This window comes from Pseudomonas sp. LS-2, from assembly GCF_003605735.1.
GTDB lineage: Bacteria > Pseudomonadota > Gammaproteobacteria > Pseudomonadales > Pseudomonadaceae > Aquipseudomonas.
This window is the reverse complement of the sequence record NZ_QXTJ01000003.1, coordinates 24,269-45,471: the sequence shown is the minus strand read 5'-3', so window position 1 is coordinate 45,471 and position 21,203 is coordinate 24,269. Positions and strand designations below refer to the sequence as shown.

The window sequence follows — 21,203 nt, the reverse complement described above, 5'->3', positions numbered from 1 at the left end:
TTGCAGCTTGAAGCTTGCAACTTGTCGCTGCCTGATTGCTGCTTTATTGGGACTTCCTGACACGCAGGTACCACTCGGAGAGCAGGCGTACCTGTTTATCGGTGTAACCGCGCTCGACCATTCGGGTAACGAAATCGTTGTGCTTCTGTTGGTCCTCTTTGCTCGCCTTGGCGTTGAAGCTGATAACCGGCAGCAGATCCTCGGTGTTGGAGAACATCTTCTTCTCGATCACCACACGCAGCTTCTCGTAACTGAGCCAGGTCGGGTTTTTGCCGTTGTTGTTGGCACGGGCACGCAATACGAAGTTGACGATCTCGTTACGGAAATCTTTCGGGTTGCTGATGCCGGCCGGCTTCTCGATTTTCTCCAGTTCTTCGTTCAGTGCCACTCGATTGAGGATTTCACCGGTTTCCGGATCGCGGTATTCCTGATCCTGAATCCAGAAATCTGCGTACAGCACGTAACGGTCGAAGATATTCTGACCATATTCGCTGTAGGACTCCAGGTACGCGGTCTGGATCTCCTTGCCGATGAACTCGATGTAGCGCGGTGCCAGGTATTCCTTGATGAAGCGCAGATAGCGCTCGCGGGTTTCGGCCTGGAATTGTTCCTGTTCGATCTGCTGTTCCAGCACATACAGCAGGTGGACCGGGTTTGCCGCCACTTCATGAGGGTCGAAGTTGAAGACTTTAGAAAGAATCTTGAAGGCGAAACGAGTCGAAAGGCCGTTCATGCCCTCGTCGACGCCAGCGCTGTCTCGATACTCCTGAATCGACTTGGCTTTAGGGTCGGTGTCCTTGAGGTTTTCGCCATCGTAGACCCGCATCTTCGAATAGATATTCGAATTTTCCGGTTCCTTGAGGCGTGAAAGAACGGTGAATTGCGCGAGCATCTTCAGCGTGTCCGGCGCGCAATGAGCCTTGGCCAGTGAGCTGTTGAACAGCAGCTTGTCGTAGATCTTGATCTCGTCGCTGACACGCAGGCAGTACGGCACCTTCACGATGTAAATACGGTCGATGAAGGCTTCGTTGTTCTTGTTGTTGCGGAAGCTGTGCCATTCCGACTCGTTGGAGTGGGCCAGCAGAATACCGGTGAACGGGATCGCGCCCAGCCCTTCGGTACTGTTGTAGTTACCTTCCTGAGTGGCGGTCAGCAGTGGGTGCAGCACCTTGATGGGCGCTTTGAACATCTCCACGAATTCCATCAGGCCCTGGTTGGCCCGGCACAGCGCGCCAGAGTAGCTGTATGCGTCGGCGTCGTTCTGTGGGTATTCCTCAAGTTTCCGGATGTCGACCTTACCGACCAGCGCCGAGATGTCCTGGTTGTTCTCATCGCCGGGTTCTGTCTTGGCGACGGCGATCTGGTTGAGGATCGAGGGATAGAGTTTCACCACCTTGAACTGGCTGATGTCGCCCCCGAACTCAGCCAGACGTTTGGTCGCCCAGGGCGACATGATGGTATTCAGATACCGGCGCGGGATGCCGTAGTCCTCTTCGAGGATCGTCCCGTCTTCGGTAGGTTTGAACAGGCCCAAGGGCGACTCGAACACTGGCGAGCCCTTGATGGCGTAAAAAGGTATTTTTTCAACCAGCTGTTTGAGTTTTTCAGCCAGGGACGACTTGCCGCCGCCTACAGGGCCGAGCAGGTAAAGAATCTGTTTCTTCTCTTCCAGACCTTGGGCGGCGTGACGGAAATACGAGACGATTTGCTCGATGCAGTCCTCCATGCCGTGGAAGTCCTCGAACGCTGGATAGCGCCGGATGACTTTGTTGGAGAAGATTCTGGATAGCCGTGAGTTGGTCGACGTGTCGAACAACTCAGGCTCGCCAATGGCCATCAGAAGTCGTTCTGCGGCTGAGGCGTATGCACTGCGGTCGGTTTTGCAGAGCTCCAAGTACTCCTGTAGCGAGAGCTCTTCCTGGCGTGTCGATTCAAAGCGTTGTTGGAAGTGGCTAAAAATACTCATGACGTCACCTCGCTCGATACGTGGAGCCGGCGGCGGATCGTCAGTCGATGCTGGCTGGCTTCCGATTACTCAGAAGTCATTTACCCCCCAAACACCATAAAAGTAGCTACCGATGACCCACGCGCCGGTGTACCGGCTCTCCCCTGATTCGGATGGCCTGCGCTTAAGGATAGTTCGGATTCGCACACAGAAAGAAGGAAGGCGTATGAATGAAGGGGGACCGTTCGTCAGTTCGACGCGCGAGGCCGCGTAGGACGCGGGCTCGCGCACTGAAAAAATATTTTTCGATCAGCCTTGTGCGGTTTCGCTCGGGAAAGTGTTTTTCCATAGCTCGAAACCACCGTCCATGCTGTAGACCTCGGAGAAGCCCTGACCTACAAGATAGGCTGCAGCGCTCTGGCTGGAGTTGCCGTGATAGCAGAGGACGACGAGTGGTTTGTCGAGGTCCGCGTTGCGGATGAAATCAGCGATGGAGTGGTTATCCAGATGATGCGAGTCGGGGATGTGGTTGCTGGCGAACGTCTGCGCGTCGCGAACGTCGACCAGCACTGCACCTTGTTCACGCAGGGCCTGGGCCTGCTCCGGCGGAATGCGTTTGAAGTCGGTCATGGTGGGCTCCTGGGCCGTTGGGTTCTCGAACGGTCGAGAATGGAAAAGGAATTCTAACGCGAGGCGGGGACTGAGGGCCCGGCTTCTGAGGCGCTCTGCGTCGATGCTGCGAGGTTGCCATGTTCGTCGCAGTCGCAGCTGATGCGCTGGCGGGTGTCGACGTTGAGCATGGTCATGACATTGCCCCAAACGCACCCGGTGTCGAGTGCATAGACCCCAGGCTCGTCGCAGCGACCTTCCAGCGCAGCCCAGTGCCCGAAAATAATATTGAGGCCCTTGGTTTTACGATCCTTGTGGCTGAACCATGGCGCATAGCCGTCCGGGGCACTGTCCAGACCTTCCTTGCTCTTGAGGTCCAGCTTGCCCTCGGCGGTGCAGAAACGCATGCGGGTGAAGTAGTTGGTGATCACCCGCAGTCGGGTCACGCCATGCAGCTCTTTGTCCCATTTGGCAGGTTCATTTCCATACATGCCGTCGAGGAACGGTTCGAACCGGTTGTCATCGCGCAGGGCTTCCTCGACTTCTTCTGCACAGCGCAACGCTTTTTTCAGCGTCCACTGCGGCGGGATACCTGCATGCACGAGTGCGATATCGCGTTGCGCGTCGTAATGAAGAAGCTTCTGCTGGCGCAGCCAATCGAGTAGTTCGCTGGCGTCCGGGGCTTCGAGGATCTCCCGAAGGGTGTCCCCTTTCTTGAGTCGCTCGATATTGCGCCCCGCTGCAAGCAGGTGCAGGTCGTGGTTGCCCAGTACGCAAACGAGGGAGTCGCGCATCGCGTATAGAAACCGCAGGGTTTCCAGTGATTGCGGGCCTCGGTTGACCAGATCGCCCACCAGCCAGAGCTGGTCTTTACCGGGTTCGAACGACACGCGCTTGAGCAAACATTTCAGAGGTTCGAGGCAACCCTGCAGGTCGCCGACTGCATACACCGTCATCAGTGAAGGGCCCCCGGCACCGCCAGCCGGAATGGGGCAATGACGGCATCGAAGCGTTTGCCGTCGTCGGCGAGCATCTGATAGGTGCCTTGCATATTGCCGACCTTGGTAGTCATGACAGTACCGCTGCTGTAGGTATGGCTCTGTCCTGCCTGGATCAACGGCTGTTGGCCCACGACACCCTCGCCGCGAACTTCTTCGACATGGCCGTCGCCGTCGGTGATTACCCAATGACGCGACAGCAGTTTGGCTGGTAACTCGCCGCTGTTATGAACAGTGACGGTGTAGGCGAAGGCAAAGCGGTTTTGCTCCGGCTGGGATTGTTCTGCGAGGAAGCGGGTAACGACGCTGACGTCGACCTGATAACGAGGATCGGACATGCAAGAGGCCTTAAAAGCGGAAGCGGAAAAAGCCGGAAAAGCCCGGAGAAGAATCAGTCTAGGACATGTGACGGGTAAAAAACCAATTGGTGCTTTGACCGGACATGTCCTTTTGGCTTAGCCGACGACAGGCTTCTCGGTGAGTTTATCTGCGAGTCGGACAAACGCTGCCAGATCCAGTTGCTCGGGACGCAGGCTGCCATCAACCCCGGCCTCGGTGATTTCTTCGCTGGTAAGCAGGGCCTTCAACGTATTGCGCAGGGTCTTGCGACGCTGGTTGAACGCTTCGCGCACGACACGCTCAAGCACGCGGTGATCCTTGGCCGGATGCGGGAGTGTTTCGTGAGGTACCAGGCGTACGATCGCGGAATCGACTTTAGGCGGCGGATTGAACGCGCCCGGGCCGACGTTGAACAGATGCTCTACGCGGCAGTGGTACTGAACCATGATCGACAAGCGACCCCAATCTCCGCCGCCTGGCCCGGCTGCCAGACGCTCGACCACTTCTTTCTGCAACATGAAGTGCATGTCGCGAATGAGATGCGCGTTCTGCAGCAGGTGAAAGATCAGCGGTGTGGAGATGTTGTATGGCAGGTTGCCGACCACGCGCAGGCTGCTGGGCGCTGCGTTCAGGCTGGTGAAGTCAAACTTCAGCGCATCACCTTGATGCAGGTTGAAGTTAGACATGGCGCCGAACTGCTGCATAAGGATCGGTACCAGATCCTTGTCCAGTTCCACGACATCTAGCTGTGCGCCGCTGCTCAACAAGCCTTCGGTCAGTGCACCCTGGCCTGGACCGATTTCCAGCATGCGGTCTTCGGGCTTGGCGCGAATGGAACGCAGGATCTTGTCGATCACACCTGCATCGTGCAGAAAGTTCTGGCCGAAGCGCTTGCGCGCCTTGTGTTGGTATTGCTCAGTCATTTACGGGTCTCGGCCATCTGATAGGCGGTTTCCAGAGCGACCTTGAGGCTGCCGGTGTCGATCTTGCCGCTGCCGGCCAGATCCAGCGCCGTGCCGTGATCCACGGATGTGCGAACGATCGGCAGGCCCAAGGTGATGTTCACAGCGGCGCCGAAGCCTTTGTACTTCAGTACGGGCAGGCCCTGGTCGTGGTACATCGCCAGCACTGCATCGCAGTGCTCCAGATATTTGGGGGTAAACAGAGTGTCTGCAGGCAGCGGGCCACGTAAATCCAGGCCCTCGCTGCGCAAGCGCTCCAGGGTAGGTTCGATGATGTCGATCTCTTCACGGCCGAGGTGGCCGCTTTCGCCGGCATGGGGGTTAAGCCCGCAGACAAGAATACGCGGGCGCGCGATACCGAACTTGTTGATCAGATCGTTGTTAAGAATGCGCGTAACACGCTCCAGTCGATCAGGCGTGATGGCCTCAGCGATCTCGCGCAGCGGTAGGTGAGTGGTCACCAGTGCCACGCGCAGGTCTCCCGTCGCGAGCATCATCACCACCTGTTCGGTCTGAGTCAGCTCGGCGAGAAACTCCGTGTGGCCGGAAAAGGCAATGCCGCTTTCGTTGATCACGCCCTTATGTACCGGTGCGGTGATCATGCCGGCGAAATCGCCATTGAGGCAGCCTTGCCCGGCGCGGGTCNGGCGACCACTGGCGCCTGCAGTGGCGTGTGCCATACATACAGGCTGCCCGCCGGGGCGGGCGTGTCAGGCCAGGCATCTGGCGCAACAGGAATCAGGCTGACAGCCACGCCCAGTTGCGCGGCCCGCTCGGTGAGCAGGTCGCAACTGGTGATGGCAATCAGGGGGTGCGGCTGGGACTGCGCGGCGAGCAGCAGGCAAAGGTCAGGACCGATGCCGGCAGGCTCGCCGGGTGTTAGGGCGAAACGCTGGGGTTTCACTGGGCAGCCTGTTCGGCGCCAGGGAGCTTGATTTCAACGTAGGCTTCGTCGCGGATCTGACGCAGCCAGGTCTGCAGCTCTTCGTCGTATTTGCGGTTGCGCAGTACGGTCATCGCCTGTTGCTCGCGAGCCTGGTTGGTGCTGTCGGTTGCGCGACGGCCCAGGACTTCAAGAACGTGCCAGCCGAATTGCGTCTGGAACGGCTTGGACACAACGCCCTGAGGTGTTTCATTCATGACGTCGCGGAACTCCGGCACCAGCGAACGTGGGTCTACCCAGTTCATGTCGCCGCCATTGAGCGCCGAACCCGGATCTTCGGAGAAGTTTTTCGCCAACTCGCCGAAGTCCTCGCCGTTCTGGATGCGATCATAGATGCGCTGAGCCAGCAGTTTGGTTTCGGCTTCGCTGCGGATTTCGCTCGGCTTGATCAGGATGTGACGAACGTGGACTTCGTCGCGCATCTGAGTCTGATTCTCGCCGCCGCGCTTTTCCAGCAGTTTAAGGATGATGAAGCCGCCTGGCGTACGCGCAGGGGGCGTGACCTGGCCCGGGCTCATCGAGTTGAGCATGTCGCCAAACGGAGGTGGCAGTTGAGCGGCTTTACGCCAGCCCATGTCGCCGCCATCCAGTGCGCTTTCGCTGGCCGAGGAGGAAATCGCCAATTGCTCGAAGTTCGCACCTTGCTGCAGCTTGCCGTAGATGTCCTTGGCCTTTACTGCCGCTGCCTGGATCTGGTCCGAGGTGGCGCTATCAGGGGTCGGGATCAAAATGTTGGCCAGGTGAAACTCTTCGGAGAACTGAGCCTTGCCCAGATCCGAGGCCAGGAAGTTCTTCACTTCCTGGTCCGACACCTGGATGCGCTCGGCCACTCGGCGTTGACGCACACGGCTGATGATCATTTCACGGCGGATCTGTTCGCGTGCGCTGTTGTACGACAGACCGTCGTGAGCCAGCGCCGCTTTGAACTGGTCGATGCTCATGTTGTTGCGTTGAGCGATGGTGCCGACCGCCTGGTTGAGCTCTTCATCGGTGATGCGAATGCCGGAGCGTTCGCCGATCTGCAGTTGCAGGTTTTCCAGAATCAGACGATCCAGAACCTGAGACTCCAGAGCGCTGGCGGGCGGAACGCCCTGGCCGCGCTTGGCAATGGTTTGCTGAACTTCACGGGTGCGCTGGTCGAGCTGGCTTTGCATGACCACGTCGTTGTCGACGATGGCTACAACCTTGTCGATGGGGCGCACTTCAGCGTGCGCCACGGTACCCATGAGTAAAGCGCCCAGCATCAGCGGGCGCAGACAATCAGAAAGCTTGGTCTTCACGTTCACGATAACCTTGGATGCCTTGGTCGAGGAAGCTTTCAACTTTTTGGCCAACGACGCCGCCAAGTCCCTTCAACACGATTTGTAGGAAAATGCCGCGGTCGCCTTTTTCGTTCTGAGCGACGTCCTGACTGGTCTCGTCGTAGTCGACCCAGTACCGGTTGATCAGACGCAGCTTCCAGCAGCAGTTGTCATATTCAAAACCACCAAAGGCTTCGAGAGTGCGGTCACGGTTGTAGTCGTACTGCCAGCGAGCAATGGCGCTCCACTGAGGCACGATTGGCCAGATAGCCGAGACGTCATGCTGTTTGATCTTGTAGTAGTCCGGATCGTACCCAGGTTGGCCAGGGGTTCCCAGACCACTGCCGACCACCCAGCGACCGGAGTTCTGGTCGTAACGGACCTGATCATCGCGGTAGCGGAAGCCCGCGTTGACGATCTTGCCCGGCTCGGCTTCAGGCTGGTAATGGAACATCGCACTGCCGGAACGGGTTTTCTTGCTGTCCGGATCCCAGTTGAAATCCGAGCTGTAGCGCCAGTCGCGGTTGAAGCGGTATTCGTATTCCAGCGCGTACGGCGACACGTCGGACTGAGCGTCTTTGCGCGTGCGCCAGTCGATACCTGGCTGCTGGACCTTGCGATCCTGGAAGTACACAGCCTGACCAATGCTGAAGCGCTGACGTTCGAAGCCGTTGTCTTCGATCCAGCGGTTGGTCACGCCCAGCGACAGCTTGTTCTCGTCACCGATGCGATCGGAGCCGACGAAGCGGTTGTCCCGGAAAAGCGACGCATAGTTGAATGTCGTCTCTGCGGTATCGAAGACCGGGATATCGGTCTGATCCTTGTACGGCACGTACAGATAGAACAGACGAGGTTCCAGTGTCTGGCGGTAATCCTTGCCGAACCAGTTGGTGTTCCGATCAAAGTACAGACCACTGTCGACGCTGAAGAGCGGGACCGAGCGGGAAACGGAGTTGTTGTACTTCTCGTCTTCAAGCAGTGAAGCCTTGCCTGCGCTGTCCAGATCCAGATCGTATTGGGTGTAGACGTACTTCAGCTTGGGTGTCAGGAAGCCATAGCTCGCAGTCATTGGCAGGCTGACCGACGGAGCAAGGTTCAAGCGATCGCCATTGGCGCNGCCGTCTTCATCGGTGAAGTCGCCGGTGTGCAGATCACGATCAAAGCGGACCAGCTCGGTGTTGTAATCGAACTTCAGGCCTGCCGGACGATACGGCAGCGAACCGTCCAGCGTCAGTTGTGGCAGACGGCCGTACGGAGTGATATCCGTCACGTTCGCCAGCTCGTAACGCTGAACGTTCATACGAGCAACGTAGCTGTCGCCACGATACGTGGTATCCGCCTGCTGGTTGATGAAGTCGTGAGTGCTGACGCCTTCCTGACCGGTCTTCAGGTCCTTGAAGTAGTAAGGGTCGCTGATGTCGGTGTAATCGACATGGGTCGACCAGCGCGAATCCAGACCACCGCGGTGCTGCCAGTTGATCATCCAGCGCTTGTCGGTGTAGTTCGACTGCTGCTCGCGATCATCATCCTGGTCATTGATGTAACCGCCACCAAACTGACCTTCGCTGCTCTTGGTCAGATAGCGGAATTCACCTTCGAGCAACAGGCCGCGTTTGGCCATGTAGGTCGGGTACAACGTGGCGTCATAGTTCGGCGCCAGGTTGAAGTAGTACGGGGTGAGCAACGAGAAGCCGGTGTCGCTGCTGGCACCGATGGTCGGTGGCAGGAAGCCGGACTGGCGACGGTCGTCGATCGGGAAATAGATGTACGGCGTGTAGAGGATCGGGATGTCCTTCACGCGCAGGGTTGCATTGGTCGCGGTACCGAAGCCGGTGGCCGGGTTAAGGGTGATGTTGTTGCCCTTCACGGTCCAGGCGTTGCTGTTCGGTTCGCACGTGGTGTACGTACCGTCCTTCAGGCGGATGATCGCGTTCTCTGCACGGCGGGCGTACAGCGCGTTACCACGCACGTTGGATTTGTGCAGCACGTACTCGGCGTTGTCGACTTTCGCTTCGCCGGTGTCCAGCTGAACTTCGGCATGGTCGCCGACGATCAGGGCGCCGTTGTCGCGCAGACGGACATCGCCGTTCAGCTCGCCACGGTTCTCGGCCTGATGCAGGCTGGCTTCGTCGGATTCGATCTGCATCGAGCCCTGACGCATGACAACGTCACCGGCCAGTGTCGCGATCTGTTCTTCCTGCTGATAACGCGAAGCCTTGGCGCCGATGAATGTCGGCGCGTCGCTCTTGGCGGTCTTGTCATCCATGCCTGGACGAATCGGCTCGATGTAGGCGCCGGAGCAGTAGGGGCCGGTCTCTGCCAGTTGGGCAGCGGTCAACTTCTCACGTGGCACCCAGTCCAGATGGCTGTAATCTGCGCTACGCGATTTCAGGCCACGGCCCTTGGCTTCGGTGACCAGCATGGTCCTGGGCACGACTTCACCGCTTTCGGTGGTGGTCGTGCTGTCAGTTACCGTGCTGCTGTTGGACGACACGCTGTTGGCGTCGTGCACCGGCCGCGGAGGCAACTGGGCTGCGTTGGTTTTCGGGGAGCAATCCCAGGAACCTGTTGCAGACACCGAGCAGTCATACTGTTCAGCTGCAACCACGTACTGGGTGGCCAGGGGTTGCATCGCCAGCAAACTGCCGGTTACGAGCAACGGAAATTTTTTACGAAACGCGGGGGATTTCAATGCCATCTTATTAGTCCGGGCTTCCTGCGCGCCATCTGCCCGCGGGGGGGCCGCACGCCTCTCGATGGGCTGAAAAAGATGTCGGATAATAAAGCATGACCCGCTTGACGGCTAGCGCCGTCGGAGACCCTTGCAATGCCAGATCAAGATGTACGCCTGCAACACCTGAAAGTTTGGCTCGATGAGCAGCTGCCGAAATTGTTCTCGGCTCAAGGCTGGGGAGCCATACCCCCGGCCACGTTGACTGCGGCCAGCAGCGACGCCAGTTTCCGACGTTATTTCCGCTGGGAAGGCGAGGGCCATACTTTTATCGTGATGGACGCTCCCCCTCCCCAGGAAAACTGCAAACCCTTTGTGGATATCGCTCATTTATTGAGCGAATCGGGAATTAATGTTCCGAAAATTTATGCCGAAGACCTGAATCAGGGCTTCCTTCTGCTTAACGATCTGGGTCGAAAAACTTATCTGGATGTCATCGACGAACAAAACGCAGATGATTTGTTCACCGATGCCATCGACGCGTTGCTGGCTTATCAGCAGTTGCCGATGCAAGCTCCGTTGCCCAGCTACGACGTCGCGCTGCTACGCCGTGAACTGGAGCTATTCCCTGAGTGGTACGTGAAGCGTCATCTGGGGATCGAGTTCGACTCAGCGCAGCAAGCGAGTTGGCAGCGGGTCAGTGAGTTATTGATCGACAGCGCCCTGGCGCAGCCAAAGGTGTTGGTGCACCGCGATTACATGCCACGCAACCTCATGCTCAGTGAGCCGAATCCCGGCGTTCTGGATTTTCAGGATGCGGTCTACGGCCCAGTGACTTACGACATCACCTGTCTGTTCAAGGACGCATTCCTCAGTTGGCCGCAAGCGCGTGTGGCAAGTTGGCTGAAGACTTATTGGGAAAAAGCGGCAGCGTTGGGTATTCCCGTGCAGGATGATTTTGAAACCTTTTATCGCGCCAGTGATTTGATGGGCGTACAGCGTCATTTGAAGGTGATCGGTATTTTTGCCCGCATCTGCCATCGCGATGGCAAGCCGCGTTATGTCGCCGATGTGCCGCGTTTCTTCTCTTATATAGAAGAAGTGCTGGCTCGCCGGCCTGAGCTGGCTGATCTGGGCACTTTGCTGACGAGTCTGGGCCAGCCCCGACAAGATGCCGTTGTTTGAAGGAATGGATGTGAAGACTGTCTTGAAGAGGGCCGCATGAAAGCGATGATTCTGGCAGCAGGAAAAGGCGAGCGACTTCGCCCGCTGACCCTGCATACGCCCAAGCCGCTGGTACGCGCCGCAGGCGTTCCCCTGATCGAGTACCACCTGCGCGCCCTCAAGGCGGCAGGTTTTACCGACGTCGTGATCAACCACGCCTGGCTCGGTCAGCAGATCGAGGATTATCTGGGCGATGGTCAGCGCCTGGGGTTGAGCATTCGCTATTCACCGGAAGGCGAACCTCTGGAAACCGGTGGCGGCATCTATCGCGCATTGCCGCTGCTTGGGGGCGAACCGTTTCTGGTGGTTAACGGCGACATCTGGACGGATTGTGACTTCACCGCTTTGAACAACCCGATCAAGGGGCTTGCTCACCTGGTAATGGTGGATAACCCGCTGCATCACCCAACTGGCGATTTCGCATTGGTGGGCGGCGAAGTTCGCGACAACGCCAGCCTGCCACGTCTGACCTACAGCGGCATTGCCGTCCTGCATCCGAAATTGTTCGCTGGCTGTAGCGAGGGTGCCTTCAAGCTCGCGCCGTTACTGCGCGACGCGATGGCCATGGGGCGGGTGACCGGCGAGCACTTCACCGGGCGCTGGGTGGATGTCGGAACCCACGAACGGCTGGCGGAGGTCGAACAGATCCTCTCGGTGCAATCCTAAATGCTCTGGCCATTCACGGTAATCGGCGGTGGCGCCGGGTTCGCGATTGCGAGCATCCCCGGTGCGATGCTGGGCGCACTATTGGGCCAGGCGCTGGATCGGCGCCTGCATGTGCAAAGCCTCGCGGAGCTGCGCGAACGTCTTAGCGGGCGTGGCGTTCCTCGTGATGACGAGCTGATTTTTATCCTGCTGGGACGACTGGCCAAAAGCGACGGGCGAGTGGTCGATGGTCACATTCAGCAGGCGCGGGTCGAAATGCGGCGTCTGGATTTGAGTGAGCCGGCAACCCGTCGCGCGATCAAGGCATTCAACCGGGGCAAGGACGGGCGCGACAATCTGCGTGTGCACCTGACGCGCATGAAAACCCAGCCTCATGCCGCTGAAGGTTTGTTGCGTGCTTGCTGGCGGATGGCCTGGGCGGATGGCAAGGCGTCACGGACCGAGCGCGAGTTGATCGTGCTGTGGGGCAAATGGCTCGGTTGGCCTGCGGACAAGGTGGAGGGATTGTCATCGACCGAGGACGAGCAGCGCACCCGTACGCCCGCTAGCCGTGGAGGCGAATATCAGGACGCGTTGCGGCTGCTCGGTGTCAGGTCCGACTCGGAGCCTGCGCAGATCAAACGCGCCTACCGTCGTTTGTTGAGTCGTCATCACCCGGACAAGATCGCAGGTTCTGGCGCGAGCCAGAAGCAGGTGCGTGACGCCACCGAACGCACCCGCGAGTTGCACAATGCGTATGCGGTGATCAAGGACACGCGCGGGTTTCGCTGAGTCTGGACCTTGGCATCGCCGACATCCCCTGTAGCCGTCCGGCTTGCCGGCGGTGGCGACATTGAGACCCCTACCGCCGGCAAGCTGGACGGCTACAGACGCCATGCCTTCCTCACTGCGCTTCCAGCCACCCGCGCACACGACGAAACAGCTGATCCTGCTCCATCGCCGAATTCCCCGGAATTGCATTCAGCGTCACTTGGGTAAACCGGGCGTTTTTCACGCGTTTACTGGCATCCAGGCGACCCTGCGCCTGTTGGCGAGGCACGGGGCGATCTTTGTTCACGAAATCTGCCGTGGCGACTTTCAGTGTCGGCAGGACTTCCAACAGTAAAGGCGTATCCGTACCGGTATCGACCGCCGTGACCATCACCAGTTTCTGGACAGCAGGTGAAGGGCGCTCGCTCATGTATCGCGCTGCCCAGTAAGCGCCAGTGCCATGGCCCAGCAACACGATGCTGCGAGCCTTGTTCTGTTGGGCGAAAGCAACGGCGCTGTCGATCCGGGCGAATATTTTCTCGGCGTGGGCTTCGGCCCGTTCAGCCTGCGCGGCGGCTTGTTCGGCAGCGGCGGCTGCATCGGCTTCAGCGCTGGCGGCAGGGTCGGGCGCTTTGGCTTGTGCGTCCTTGATCTTGTCCTTGTCAGAGCCCGTTTTATCGTCTGTCGAAGGGGCATCGGCTGCGCGTGCGAAAGCGCCGTCGTCGTACGCATCCGGCATGCTAAGGCTCAAGCTCGACCACCCGACATCCGGTAGCTTGCGACGCAGCGGTCCTACCGCATTTGGCCATTCGGCCGATTCGTCCGCACCCGGCACGATCACCACCGCGCCGGTCGGCTCATCGACGTTGGCCGGTTTCCACAACGCCAGGAAGCGCTCATCACCTGCCTGCAATTGTTGCTGTTCGGCCTTTGGCACCGTGCGCTCCAACGCCAAGGTGTCTTCCTGACTGCGCGACGGCAGTGCTGCACGTTCAGCGGCAGTTTCGGCAGGTGCCGCGTCTTTCGCAGGAGCGGTGTCGGCCGCCATCGCGATCTGCGAGCAAGGTAGTATCAGCGCGAGGCAAATCGCGGGAAACATTGCGCGAATGGTGTAGGACATCGAATATTCCAAAGGCCAGAAACAATTCCGGCAGCCTAATGGGTTGATCACTGTTTGTCAGGTCGGTGCTCGGCGCTCATTTCGCACGCCGGGCGCACCACATGATCGAGGATTCAGGGAAGTGGAGATGACAGGTTGAGAATCCCCGTACTGTGCCTTCGGGTTATCGGCTGTCCGAGAGCGCTCTTGATGTTTCTGGTGCTGACTGGCCTTTCTTCGGTTGCCCATTGCGGGGTGCCCGCTGCGCCGCCCGACCCGCTGAACAGCGTTCAACGTCACTGGCTTGATCAGCGAGGGCAGTTGCGCGTCGGGCTGGTCCTGCAAGCGCCTTATGCACAATTCGATCGGCGTGCGCAGGTGCTGTCCGGCGCCAACGTCGATCTGGTCAATCTGATGGCCAGAACCCTGCAGGTCGAGTTGTTATGGCGCAACTTCTCCGATCAGGCAGCGCTTGAAAAAGCACTTGCCGACGGGGAAATCGACTTCGCGCCCGGCCTGACGCAAACCCCGGCCGGGTTGCGCATGTGGCTGTTCTCCGACCCCTACATGCGCGTGCCGCAACTGGTGGTGGGGGAGAGGGACGGCTCCGGTGCCGTGGATCTGGAAAAACTCGACAGTCAGGTTCGGGTCGCGGTGCGCATGCCCAGCGCAACGGCGGACTACTTGCGTTCGACCTACACGAATCTCAATCTGCAAGGGGTGCCTCTGGAACGCCAAGCGTTACAGCTGCTGCTCAGCCAACAAGCCCGGTACGCGGTAGTCGACGAGGCGCAGCTCAGCCGCCTGTCACGCGAGAGCGAATTCGCCGGGTTGGCCGTGGTGGGCGATATCGGCTTTCCGCAGTTGCTGCGCGTGGCATCACGTCGCGATATGCCGCAGTTGGCCGAGATCATCAGTCAGGCGTTGAACGCGATTGCTCCCAAAGACCTGGATCAATTGCATGCCCAATGGCTGCAACCCAAGTATCCGCAAGTGGGCGAGTCGCCGGGGCTTTGGAAAAACATCACGTTGCTGCTGTTCGTGCTGGTGCTGGCCAGCGGCGCCATCGTCGTGTGGCAACGCAAGCAGCAACAGATACTCGAGCGCGAACTGCTGGCAGCACGTGAAACCATTGCGCGCCGGTTGGCGGGTGAAGAGTCGTTGCGTCTGGCGCAGTTTTCCATCGACCAGAGCACAGTGGGCATTCTTTGGGTCAATTGGGACAGCCATGTGCGTTATGCCAACGCAGCTGCCGAAAACATGCTCGGCTACGCACCGGGTGGCGTGGTAGACCGTCCCCTGATCGATTTCGAGCCAGGCCTGAATATGGATCGCTGGCTCAATCTGTGGAAGAACGCCCGGTCGAGCGATGAAGCGCCGCAGAATTTCGAGAGCAACTGCGTGCGGGCCGATGGCAGCGTTCTTCCGGCCGATGTGTCGCTCAGCTTTCTGCGTTTCCGCGAAGCCGAATACCTGGTGGTGTTCATCACTGATGTCACCGAACGTCGTCGTTCCATCGCCGCGTTGCAGGAAAGCGAGGCGCGGTTGCAGGTACTGGCCGAGCAGTTGCGGGAATTGTCGGCGCACCTGGAAACCGTGCGAGAAGAGGAAAAGGCCCGAATTGCCCGGGAGGTTCACGACGAGTTGGGTCAGATGCTGACCGTGCTCAAGCTGGAAACCTCCATGTGCGAACTGGCTTACGCCGATCTCGACCCGGGATTGCGTGATCGCCTGAACAGCATGAAGCGGTTGATCGCTCAGTTGTTCCAACTGGTCAGGGATGTAGCGACGGCGTTGCGTCCGCCGATTCTCGATGCGGGCATTGCCTCGGCCATTGAATGGCAGGCGCGTCGGTTCGAGGCGCGCACGCAGATCCCGTGTCTGGTGCAGGTGCCCGACAACTTGCCAGCGCTGCCGGATGCAACGGCCATCGGCCTGTTTCGTATCCTTCAGGAGTCGCTCACTAACGTCATGCGTCACGCTGAGGCGCACACGGTCGAGCTGGAGTTGAGCCTGACCGATGGGGTGTTGTGCATGAGCATCGCCGATGATGGCAGAGGCTTCGATCAAGGCGCCGAGCGTCCCGCTTCGTTCGGGCTGGTAGGCATGCGCGAGCGCGTGTTGATCATGGGCGGACGATTGCATCTGGACAGCACGCTGGGAGAAGGCACAACCTTGCGTATCTACATTCCGCTGGAACAGGTTGCGCAGGAGCAAGTGCAGTGATTCGCGTATTGGTCGCCGAAGACCACACCATCGTTCGGGAAGGCATCAAACAGTTGATCGGTCTGGCCAAGGACCTGCAAGTGGCGGGCGAGGCCAGCAACGGTGAGCAACTGCTGGGAGCCTTGCGCCATATCGAGTGCGAAGTCGTGCTGCTCGACATCTCGATGCCGGGTGTCAACGGCCTTGAGGCCATCCCGAGAATCCGTGCGTTGAACAATCCACCAGCGATTCTGATCCTGTCGATGCACGACGAAGCGCAAATGGCGGCACGCGCCTTGAAAGTCGGCGCAGCGGGGTATGCGACCAAGGACAGCGATCCGGCGTTGCTGCTGACGGCGATCCGACGGGTGGCGTCGGGCGGGCGTTACATCGACCCGGACCTCGCCGACCGCATGGTGTTCGAGGTAGGGCTAACCGACAATCGACCTTTGCACTCGTTGTTGTCAGAGCGGGAATTTTCGGTGTTCGAACGTCTGGCTCAAGGCGCGAACGTCAACGACATCGCACAGCAACTGGCGTTGAGCAGCAAGACCATCAGCACGCACAAGGCGCGCCTGATGCAGAAATTGAACATCACGTCACTGGCCGAGCTGGTGAAGTATGCGATGGAGCACAAGCTGGTCTGAAAACGACCTTCTGCTGAGCCTGATCTCAGGCCATCGCGGGCAAGCGCGCTCCTACAAAAGCACCGCAGTCCCCTGTAGGAGCGCGCTTGCCCGGGAACAGGCATCAACATGAGAAAAATGTCTCACTGATCGCATACCTATCCCCGCCATCCCTGTAGGGCAATCCCTACAAAGAACCTTCCATCGCACCTAGTCGAATCTCTCCTACGCCCCGATTTGCGTGGTCTGCAGGCTAGCCTAGGCTTATTCCCACGGTTGATTAAACAAAGGTGTGGGTAATGAGCAACGTCGATTCAAGCGCTGGGGCGAGTGAAGTTCTGGTCAGCTTTCGTGGTGTGCAAAAGAGCTACGACGGCGAAGCCCTGATCGTCAAAGACCTCAACCTGGACATTCGCAAAGGCGAGTTCCTCACCCTGCTCGGGCCCTCCGGTTCCGGCAAGACCACCAGCCTGATGATGCTTGCCGGCTTTGAAACGCCGACCGCAGGCGAGATTCTGCTGGCCGGTCGCTCGATCAACAACGTGCCGCCGCACAAGCGCGACATTGGCATGGTGTTCCAGAACTACGCGCTGTTCCCGCACATGACAGTGGCGGAGAACCTCGCGTTCCCCTTGTCGGTGCGTGGCATGAGCAAGACTGACGTCACCGAAAAGGTCAAACGCGCCCTGGACATGGTGCAGCTCGGCACCTTCGCTCATCGTTATCCGGCGCAATTGTCCGGTGGTCAGCAACAACGCGTGGCGCTGGCGCGTGCGCTCGTGTTCGAGCCACAACTGGTGCTGATGGACGAGCCCCTGGGCGCGCTCGATAAACAACTGCGCGAGCACATGCAGATGGAGATCAAGCATATCCACCAGCGTCTGGGCGTGACCGTGGTCTACGTCACCCACGACCAGGGCGAAGCGTTGACCATGTCCGACCGCGTGGCGGTTTTCCATCAAGGCGAAATCCAGCAGATCGCACCGCCTCGCACGTTGTATGAAGAGCCAAAAAACACCTTCGTTGCCAACTTCATTGGCGAGAACAATCGCATCAACGGCACGTTGCTCAGCCAGACCGGCGACCGCTGTGTCGTCACCCTGGGCCGTGGCGAGAAGGTCGAGGCGTTGGCGGTCAACGTTGGCGCGGCGGGGGATCCCGTCACCCTGTCGATCCGTCCTGAGCGCGTGAACCTCAACGGCCGCAGCGAGAGTTGCGTCAATCGCTTCTCCGGCAGGGTTGCTGAATTCATCTACCTGGGCGACCACGTGCGGGTCCGTCTTGAAGTCGCCGGTAAAACCGATTTCTTCGTCAAGCAACCGATCGCCGAGCTGGATCCGGCATTGAGCGTTGGCGACGTTGTGCCCATTGGATGGCAGGTCGAGCACGCGCGCGCGCTGGACCCTTTGCAGGAAGCGCATTGATTCAACCGCTGTAGTCGCAAACCGAAGCAATCAGAGGCGAATGATCGCCCCCATCGCTTAACCAACATTGTTCGTGGAGAGAAAAATAAATGCTCAAGACATTAAAGCTCACCGCTCTATCGGTCGGCATGATGTGCGCGGCGCAAGCCATGGCAGCCGATCTGACTGTCATTTCCTTCGGTGGCGCGAACAAGACGGCTCAGGAAAAAGCCTTCTACGCACCGTGGGAGAAAGCAGGCAATGGCAAGATCATTGCCGGCGAGTACAACGGTGAGATGGCCAAGGTCAAAGCCATGGTCGACACCAAAAGCGTGAGTTGGGATCTGGTAGAAGTCGAGTCTCCTGAACTGGCGCGCGGTTGCGACGAAGACATGTTCGAGGAGATCGATCCGGCCATTCTGGGCAAGAAAGAAGACTACGTGCCGGGCGCGATCCAGACCTGCGGCGTGGGCTTCTTCGTGTGGTCGACCGTGCTGGCCTACAACGCAGACAAACTGAAATCCGCACCGACCGGCTGGGCCGATTTCTGGAACACCGAGAAATTCCCGGGCAAGCGCGGCCTGCGTAAAGGCGCCAAGTACACCCTGGAATTTGCCCTGATGGCTGACGGTGTTGCGCCCAAAGACGTCTACAAAGTACTGGCGACCAAAGAAGGTCAGGACCGCGCCTTCAAAATGCTCGACAAGCTCAAGCCAAGCATCCAGTGGTGGGAAGCGGGCGCACAGCCGCCGCAGTTCCTGCAATCGGGTGATGTCGTGATGAGCTCGGCCTATAACGGTCGCATCGCTGCCGTGCAGAAAGAAAGCAACCTGAAAGTGGTCTGGACCGGCGGCGTGTACGACTTCGACGCATGGGCCATTCCGAAGGGCGCAAAAAACGCCGAGGAAGCGAAAAAATTCCTGGCTTACACCCTCAAGCCTGAACAGCAGAAGGCCTACTCCGAGAACATCGCTTACGGCCCGGCCAACACCCAGGCCGTTTCGATGCTGAGCCCGGAAACCCTGAAGAACATGCCGACCACTCCTGACAACATCAAGGATCAAGTGCAGATCGACGTGAAATTCTGGGCCGACTTCGGCGAGAACCTGGAGCAGCGTTTCAACTCCTGGGCTGCCAAGTAACCCTGGCAAGCTGTTTGGGTTGAGTCAGATCCGGGTGCGTTTTCTCTCCGTCAACGGTGAGGCAACGCACCCTTTGTTGAAAGATTTCGGAGTTCGCTATGGCCACCGCCGTGCCCCTGACTGAAGGCGCCAGCCCGACCTTGAAGCAACGCCTGGCCCGTGCCGAGCGTGTGAACCGCTGGAAGGCTCAGGCGTTGATCGCGCCATTGGCGATTTTTCTGCTGTTGGTATTCCTGGTGCCCATCGCGGCCCTGCTCTACAAGAGCGTGAACAACCCCGAAGTGGTCGGCGGCATGCCGCTCACTGTCGTCCAGGTTTCCAAGTGGGATGGCAAGGGTCTGCCACCGGAAGCGGTGTACAAGGCAGCAAGTCAGGATCTGGCCGACGCCCGCAAGAATCAGACACTGGGCGACCTGTCCAAGCGCCTGAACCAGGAGCTTGCCGGCTACCGCAGCCTGTTGGCGAAAACTGCCCGAGCCCTCCCATTGAAGGAAGAGCCTGCTTCCTATAAGGAAGCGCTGGAAGCCATCGACGAGCGTTGGGGTGATCCGGCGTACTGGCAGGCGATCCGTCGCAACACGTCGAGCTTGACGCCCTATTACCTGCTGGCCGCTGTCGACCATCGCATCGATGATCTTGGTGAAGTGGCGCCGGCGACGCCTGATCAGGCGATCTACATCGACATCTTTGCCCGCACCTTCTGGATGGGCCTGGTGATTACGGTGATCTGCCTGTTTCTCGCCTATCCACTGGCGTACCTGCTGGCGAACCTGCCTTCACGACAAAGCAACTTACTGATGATTCTGGTTCTGCTGCCGTTCTGGACCTCGATTCTGGTCCGCGTCGCTGCCTGGATCGTCCTGCTGCAATCGAGTGGTCTGATCAACGGTGCACTCATGGCCCTGGGAATCATCGATAAACCGCTGGAGCTGGTGTTCAACCGGGTGGGCGTCTACATCTCGATGGTTCATATCATGCTGCCGTTCATGATCCTGCCGATCTACAGCGTGATGAAAGGCATCTCCCCGACTTACATGCGCGCAGCGATCTCGCTGGGCTGCAACCCCTTCGCCAGCTTCTGGCGGGTGTACTTTCCGCAGACCTACGCCGGCGTGGGCGCGGGCTGTCTGTTGGTCTTCATCCTCGCCATTGGCTACTACATCACCCCGGCACTGCTGGGCAGCCCGAACGACCAGATGGTCAGCTATTTCGTGGCGTTCTACACCAACACCAGCATCAACTGGGGCATGGCCACGGCACTGGGCGGCCTGCTGTTGCTGGCGACCGTCGTGCTCTATTTGATTTATAGCTGGCTGGTCGGCGCCAGCCGCCTGCGTCTGAGCTGAGGAGACTGTAATGTTGAGCCCTTATTCCTCGCCCATCGAGCGGGTCTGGTACTACGCACTGCGCATTCTGTGCGGCCTGATTCTGTTATTCCTGGTGCTGCCGGTGCTGGTCATCGTGCCGCTGTCATTCAACTCCGGCAGCTTTTTGGTCTATCCGCTGCAGGGCTTCTCGCTGCACTGGTATCAGGACTTCTTCGGTTCGGCTGAGTGGATGCGAGCACTGAAGAACAGCCTGATCGTCGCCCCGGCAGCCACAGTCCTGGCGATGGGGTTCGGCACACTGGCTGCGATCGGACTGACCCGCAGCAACTTCCCCGGCAAGTCGCTGGTGATGGCGCTGGTGATTTCGCCGATGGTCGTGCCCGTGGTGATCGTCGGTGTGGCGAGCTACCTGTTCTTTGCGCCATTAGGCCTGGGTAACAGCTACACCTCGTTGATTCTGGTGCACGCAGTGTTGGGTGTGCCGTTTGTGATCATCACCGTGTCGGCGACGCTGCAAGGCTTCAATTACAACCTGGTGCGGGCGGCGGCCAGTCTCGGTGCTTCGCCGGTGACGGCGTTTCGCCGGGTGACCCTGCCGCTGATTGCGCCGGGGGTGATTTCCGGTGCTTTGTTCGCCTTTGCGACCTCGTTCGACGAAGTGGTGGTGACGTTGTTCCTCGCCGGCCCCGAACAGGCGACCCTGCCTCGCCAGATGTTCAGCGGCATCCGTGAAAACCTCAGCCCGACCATCGCCGCCGCCGCGACCTTGCTGATTGGCTTTTCGGTGGTGCTGTTGCTGGTGCTGGAGTGGTTGCGTGGGCGCAGCGAGAAGCTGCGCACGGCGGCTGAATAAACATGCTGATCGTGCCCACGTTCTGCGTGGGCATGCATGCCGTGACGCTCCGCGTCACCCAGACGCGGAGCGTTCAACGAGTCGTTACCACCCACAGCGAGGGGACGATCATCGTCAGTCATTTTCAAGACCAACGTCT

General features: G+C 59.1%; 17 protein-coding genes and 3 pseudogenes. 9 read left to right on the top strand and 11 right to left on the bottom strand.

Annotated elements, in window-relative coordinates:
- Window positions 1-43: 43 nt before the first annotated feature.
- The 10 genes and pseudogenes from D3M70_RS02145 to D3M70_RS32535 form a co-directional block, all read right to left on the bottom strand.
- Window positions 44-1,966 (bottom strand): PrkA family serine protein kinase, encoded by a 1,923-nt coding sequence (locus D3M70_RS02145; protein WP_062385212.1) that lies wholly within the window; start codon window positions 1,964-1,966, stop codon window positions 44-46.
- A 288-nt stretch (window positions 1,967-2,254) separates the two neighbouring features.
- A complete protein-coding gene (gene glpE, locus D3M70_RS02140; protein WP_081564938.1) occupies window positions 2,255-2,575 on the bottom strand; it encodes a thiosulfate sulfurtransferase GlpE in 321 nt (106 codons plus the stop codon).
- A 53-nt stretch (window positions 2,576-2,628) separates the two neighbouring features.
- Complete coding sequence (locus D3M70_RS02135) at window positions 2,629-3,510, bottom strand: symmetrical bis(5'-nucleosyl)-tetraphosphatase (RefSeq protein WP_120123978.1); 882 nt, start codon at window positions 3,508-3,510, stop codon at window positions 2,629-2,631.
- Window positions 3,510-3,890, bottom strand: a complete 381-nt coding sequence (gene apaG, locus D3M70_RS02130) for a Co2+/Mg2+ efflux protein ApaG (protein WP_120123976.1) — start codon at window positions 3,888-3,890, stop codon at window positions 3,510-3,512. The genes D3M70_RS02135 and apaG overlap by 1 nt, the downstream gene beginning before the upstream one ends.
- A gap of 117 nt (window positions 3,891-4,007) precedes the next feature.
- Window positions 4,008-4,814, bottom strand: coding sequence for a 16S rRNA (adenine(1518)-N(6)/adenine(1519)-N(6))-dimethyltransferase RsmA (gene rsmA / locus D3M70_RS02125; protein ID WP_120123974.1), 807 nt, complete (start codon window positions 4,812-4,814; stop codon window positions 4,008-4,010).
- Window positions 4,811-5,498: pseudogene (gene pdxA, locus D3M70_RS02120) on the bottom strand (4-hydroxythreonine-4-phosphate dehydrogenase PdxA); the annotation flags it as partial. The pseudogene pdxA and the gene rsmA, both read right to left, overlap by 4 nt.
- 1 nt (window position 5,499) lies before the next feature.
- A pseudogene (locus tag D3M70_RS32545) lies at window positions 5,500-5,757 on the bottom strand (4-hydroxythreonine-4-phosphate dehydrogenase PdxA); the annotation flags it as partial.
- Complete coding sequence (locus D3M70_RS02115) at window positions 5,754-7,076, bottom strand: peptidylprolyl isomerase (protein ID WP_165869720.1); 1,323 nt, start codon at window positions 7,074-7,076, stop codon at window positions 5,754-5,756. The gene D3M70_RS02115 and the pseudogene D3M70_RS32545, both read right to left, overlap by 4 nt.
- Window positions 7,057-8,213 (bottom strand): annotated as a pseudogene (locus D3M70_RS32540) (LPS-assembly protein LptD); the annotation flags it as partial. The pseudogene D3M70_RS32540 and the gene D3M70_RS02115, both read right to left, overlap by 20 nt.
- Before the next feature lies 1 nt (window position 8,214).
- On the bottom strand, window positions 8,215-9,795 hold a 1,581-nt coding region (locus tag D3M70_RS32535; RefSeq protein ID WP_256659670.1), incomplete at its 3' end, for an LPS-assembly protein LptD.
- Window positions 9,796-9,924: 129 nt separating this feature from the next.
- On the opposite strand from D3M70_RS32535, the gene D3M70_RS02105 reads away from it, so the two are divergent.
- From D3M70_RS02105 to D3M70_RS02095, 3 genes are read left to right on the top strand one after another with little or no spacing between them, the layout of a single operon-like run.
- Window positions 9,925-10,953: an aminoglycoside phosphotransferase family protein gene (locus D3M70_RS02105; RefSeq protein WP_120123970.1), complete on the top strand. Its 1,029-nt coding sequence runs from the start codon at window positions 9,925-9,927 to the stop codon at window positions 10,951-10,953.
- A gap of 36 nt (window positions 10,954-10,989) precedes the next feature.
- Window positions 10,990-11,658 carry an N-acetylmuramate alpha-1-phosphate uridylyltransferase MurU gene (gene murU / locus D3M70_RS02100; RefSeq protein ID WP_120123968.1) on the top strand — a complete coding sequence of 223 codons (669 nt, stop codon included), beginning with the start codon at window positions 10,990-10,992 and terminating at the stop codon, window positions 11,656-11,658.
- Window positions 11,659-12,429 carry a DnaJ domain-containing protein gene (locus D3M70_RS02095; RefSeq protein ID WP_120123966.1) on the top strand — a complete coding sequence of 257 codons (771 nt, stop codon included), beginning with the start codon at window positions 11,659-11,661 and terminating at the stop codon, window positions 12,427-12,429.
- Window positions 12,430-12,541: 112 nt separating this feature from the next.
- Here D3M70_RS02095 and D3M70_RS02090 read toward each other — a convergent pair whose 3' ends face one another.
- On the bottom strand, window positions 12,542-13,528 hold the full coding sequence (locus D3M70_RS02090) for an alpha/beta hydrolase family protein (protein WP_120123965.1): 987 nt from the start codon (window positions 13,526-13,528) through the stop codon (window positions 12,542-12,544).
- A gap of 189 nt (window positions 13,529-13,717) precedes the next feature.
- Here D3M70_RS02090 and D3M70_RS02085 point away from each other — a divergent pair, with 189 nt between their 5' ends.
- The 6 genes from D3M70_RS02085 to D3M70_RS02060 all read left to right on the top strand — a co-directional run bounded on the left by D3M70_RS02085 (window position 13,718) and on the right by D3M70_RS02060 (window position 21,064).
- Complete coding sequence (locus D3M70_RS02085) at window positions 13,718-15,733, top strand: histidine kinase (protein ID WP_120123963.1); 2,016 nt, start codon at window positions 13,718-13,720, stop codon at window positions 15,731-15,733.
- On the top strand, window positions 15,730-16,359 hold the full coding sequence (locus D3M70_RS02080) for a response regulator transcription factor (RefSeq protein ID WP_120123961.1): 630 nt from the start codon (window positions 15,730-15,732) through the stop codon (window positions 16,357-16,359). The genes D3M70_RS02085 and D3M70_RS02080 overlap by 4 nt, the downstream gene beginning before the upstream one ends.
- Before the next feature lie 278 nt (window positions 16,360-16,637).
- Complete coding sequence (locus D3M70_RS02075; protein WP_120123959.1) at window positions 16,638-17,762, top strand: ABC transporter ATP-binding protein; 1,125 nt, start codon at window positions 16,638-16,640, stop codon at window positions 17,760-17,762.
- 89 nt (window positions 17,763-17,851) lie between these two features.
- Complete coding sequence (locus D3M70_RS02070) at window positions 17,852-18,883, top strand: ABC transporter substrate-binding protein (protein WP_120123957.1); 1,032 nt, start codon at window positions 17,852-17,854, stop codon at window positions 18,881-18,883.
- Window positions 18,884-18,981: 98 nt separating this feature from the next.
- The gene (locus D3M70_RS02065; protein WP_120123955.1) at window positions 18,982-20,229 is read left to right on the top strand and encodes an ABC transporter permease; all 1,248 of its coding nucleotides are present in this window, start codon (window positions 18,982-18,984) and stop codon (window positions 20,227-20,229) included.
- A 10-nt stretch (window positions 20,230-20,239) separates the two neighbouring features.
- Complete coding sequence (locus D3M70_RS02060; RefSeq protein ID WP_120123954.1) at window positions 20,240-21,064, top strand: ABC transporter permease; 825 nt, start codon at window positions 20,240-20,242, stop codon at window positions 21,062-21,064.
- Window positions 21,065-21,203 lie beyond the last annotated feature (139 nt).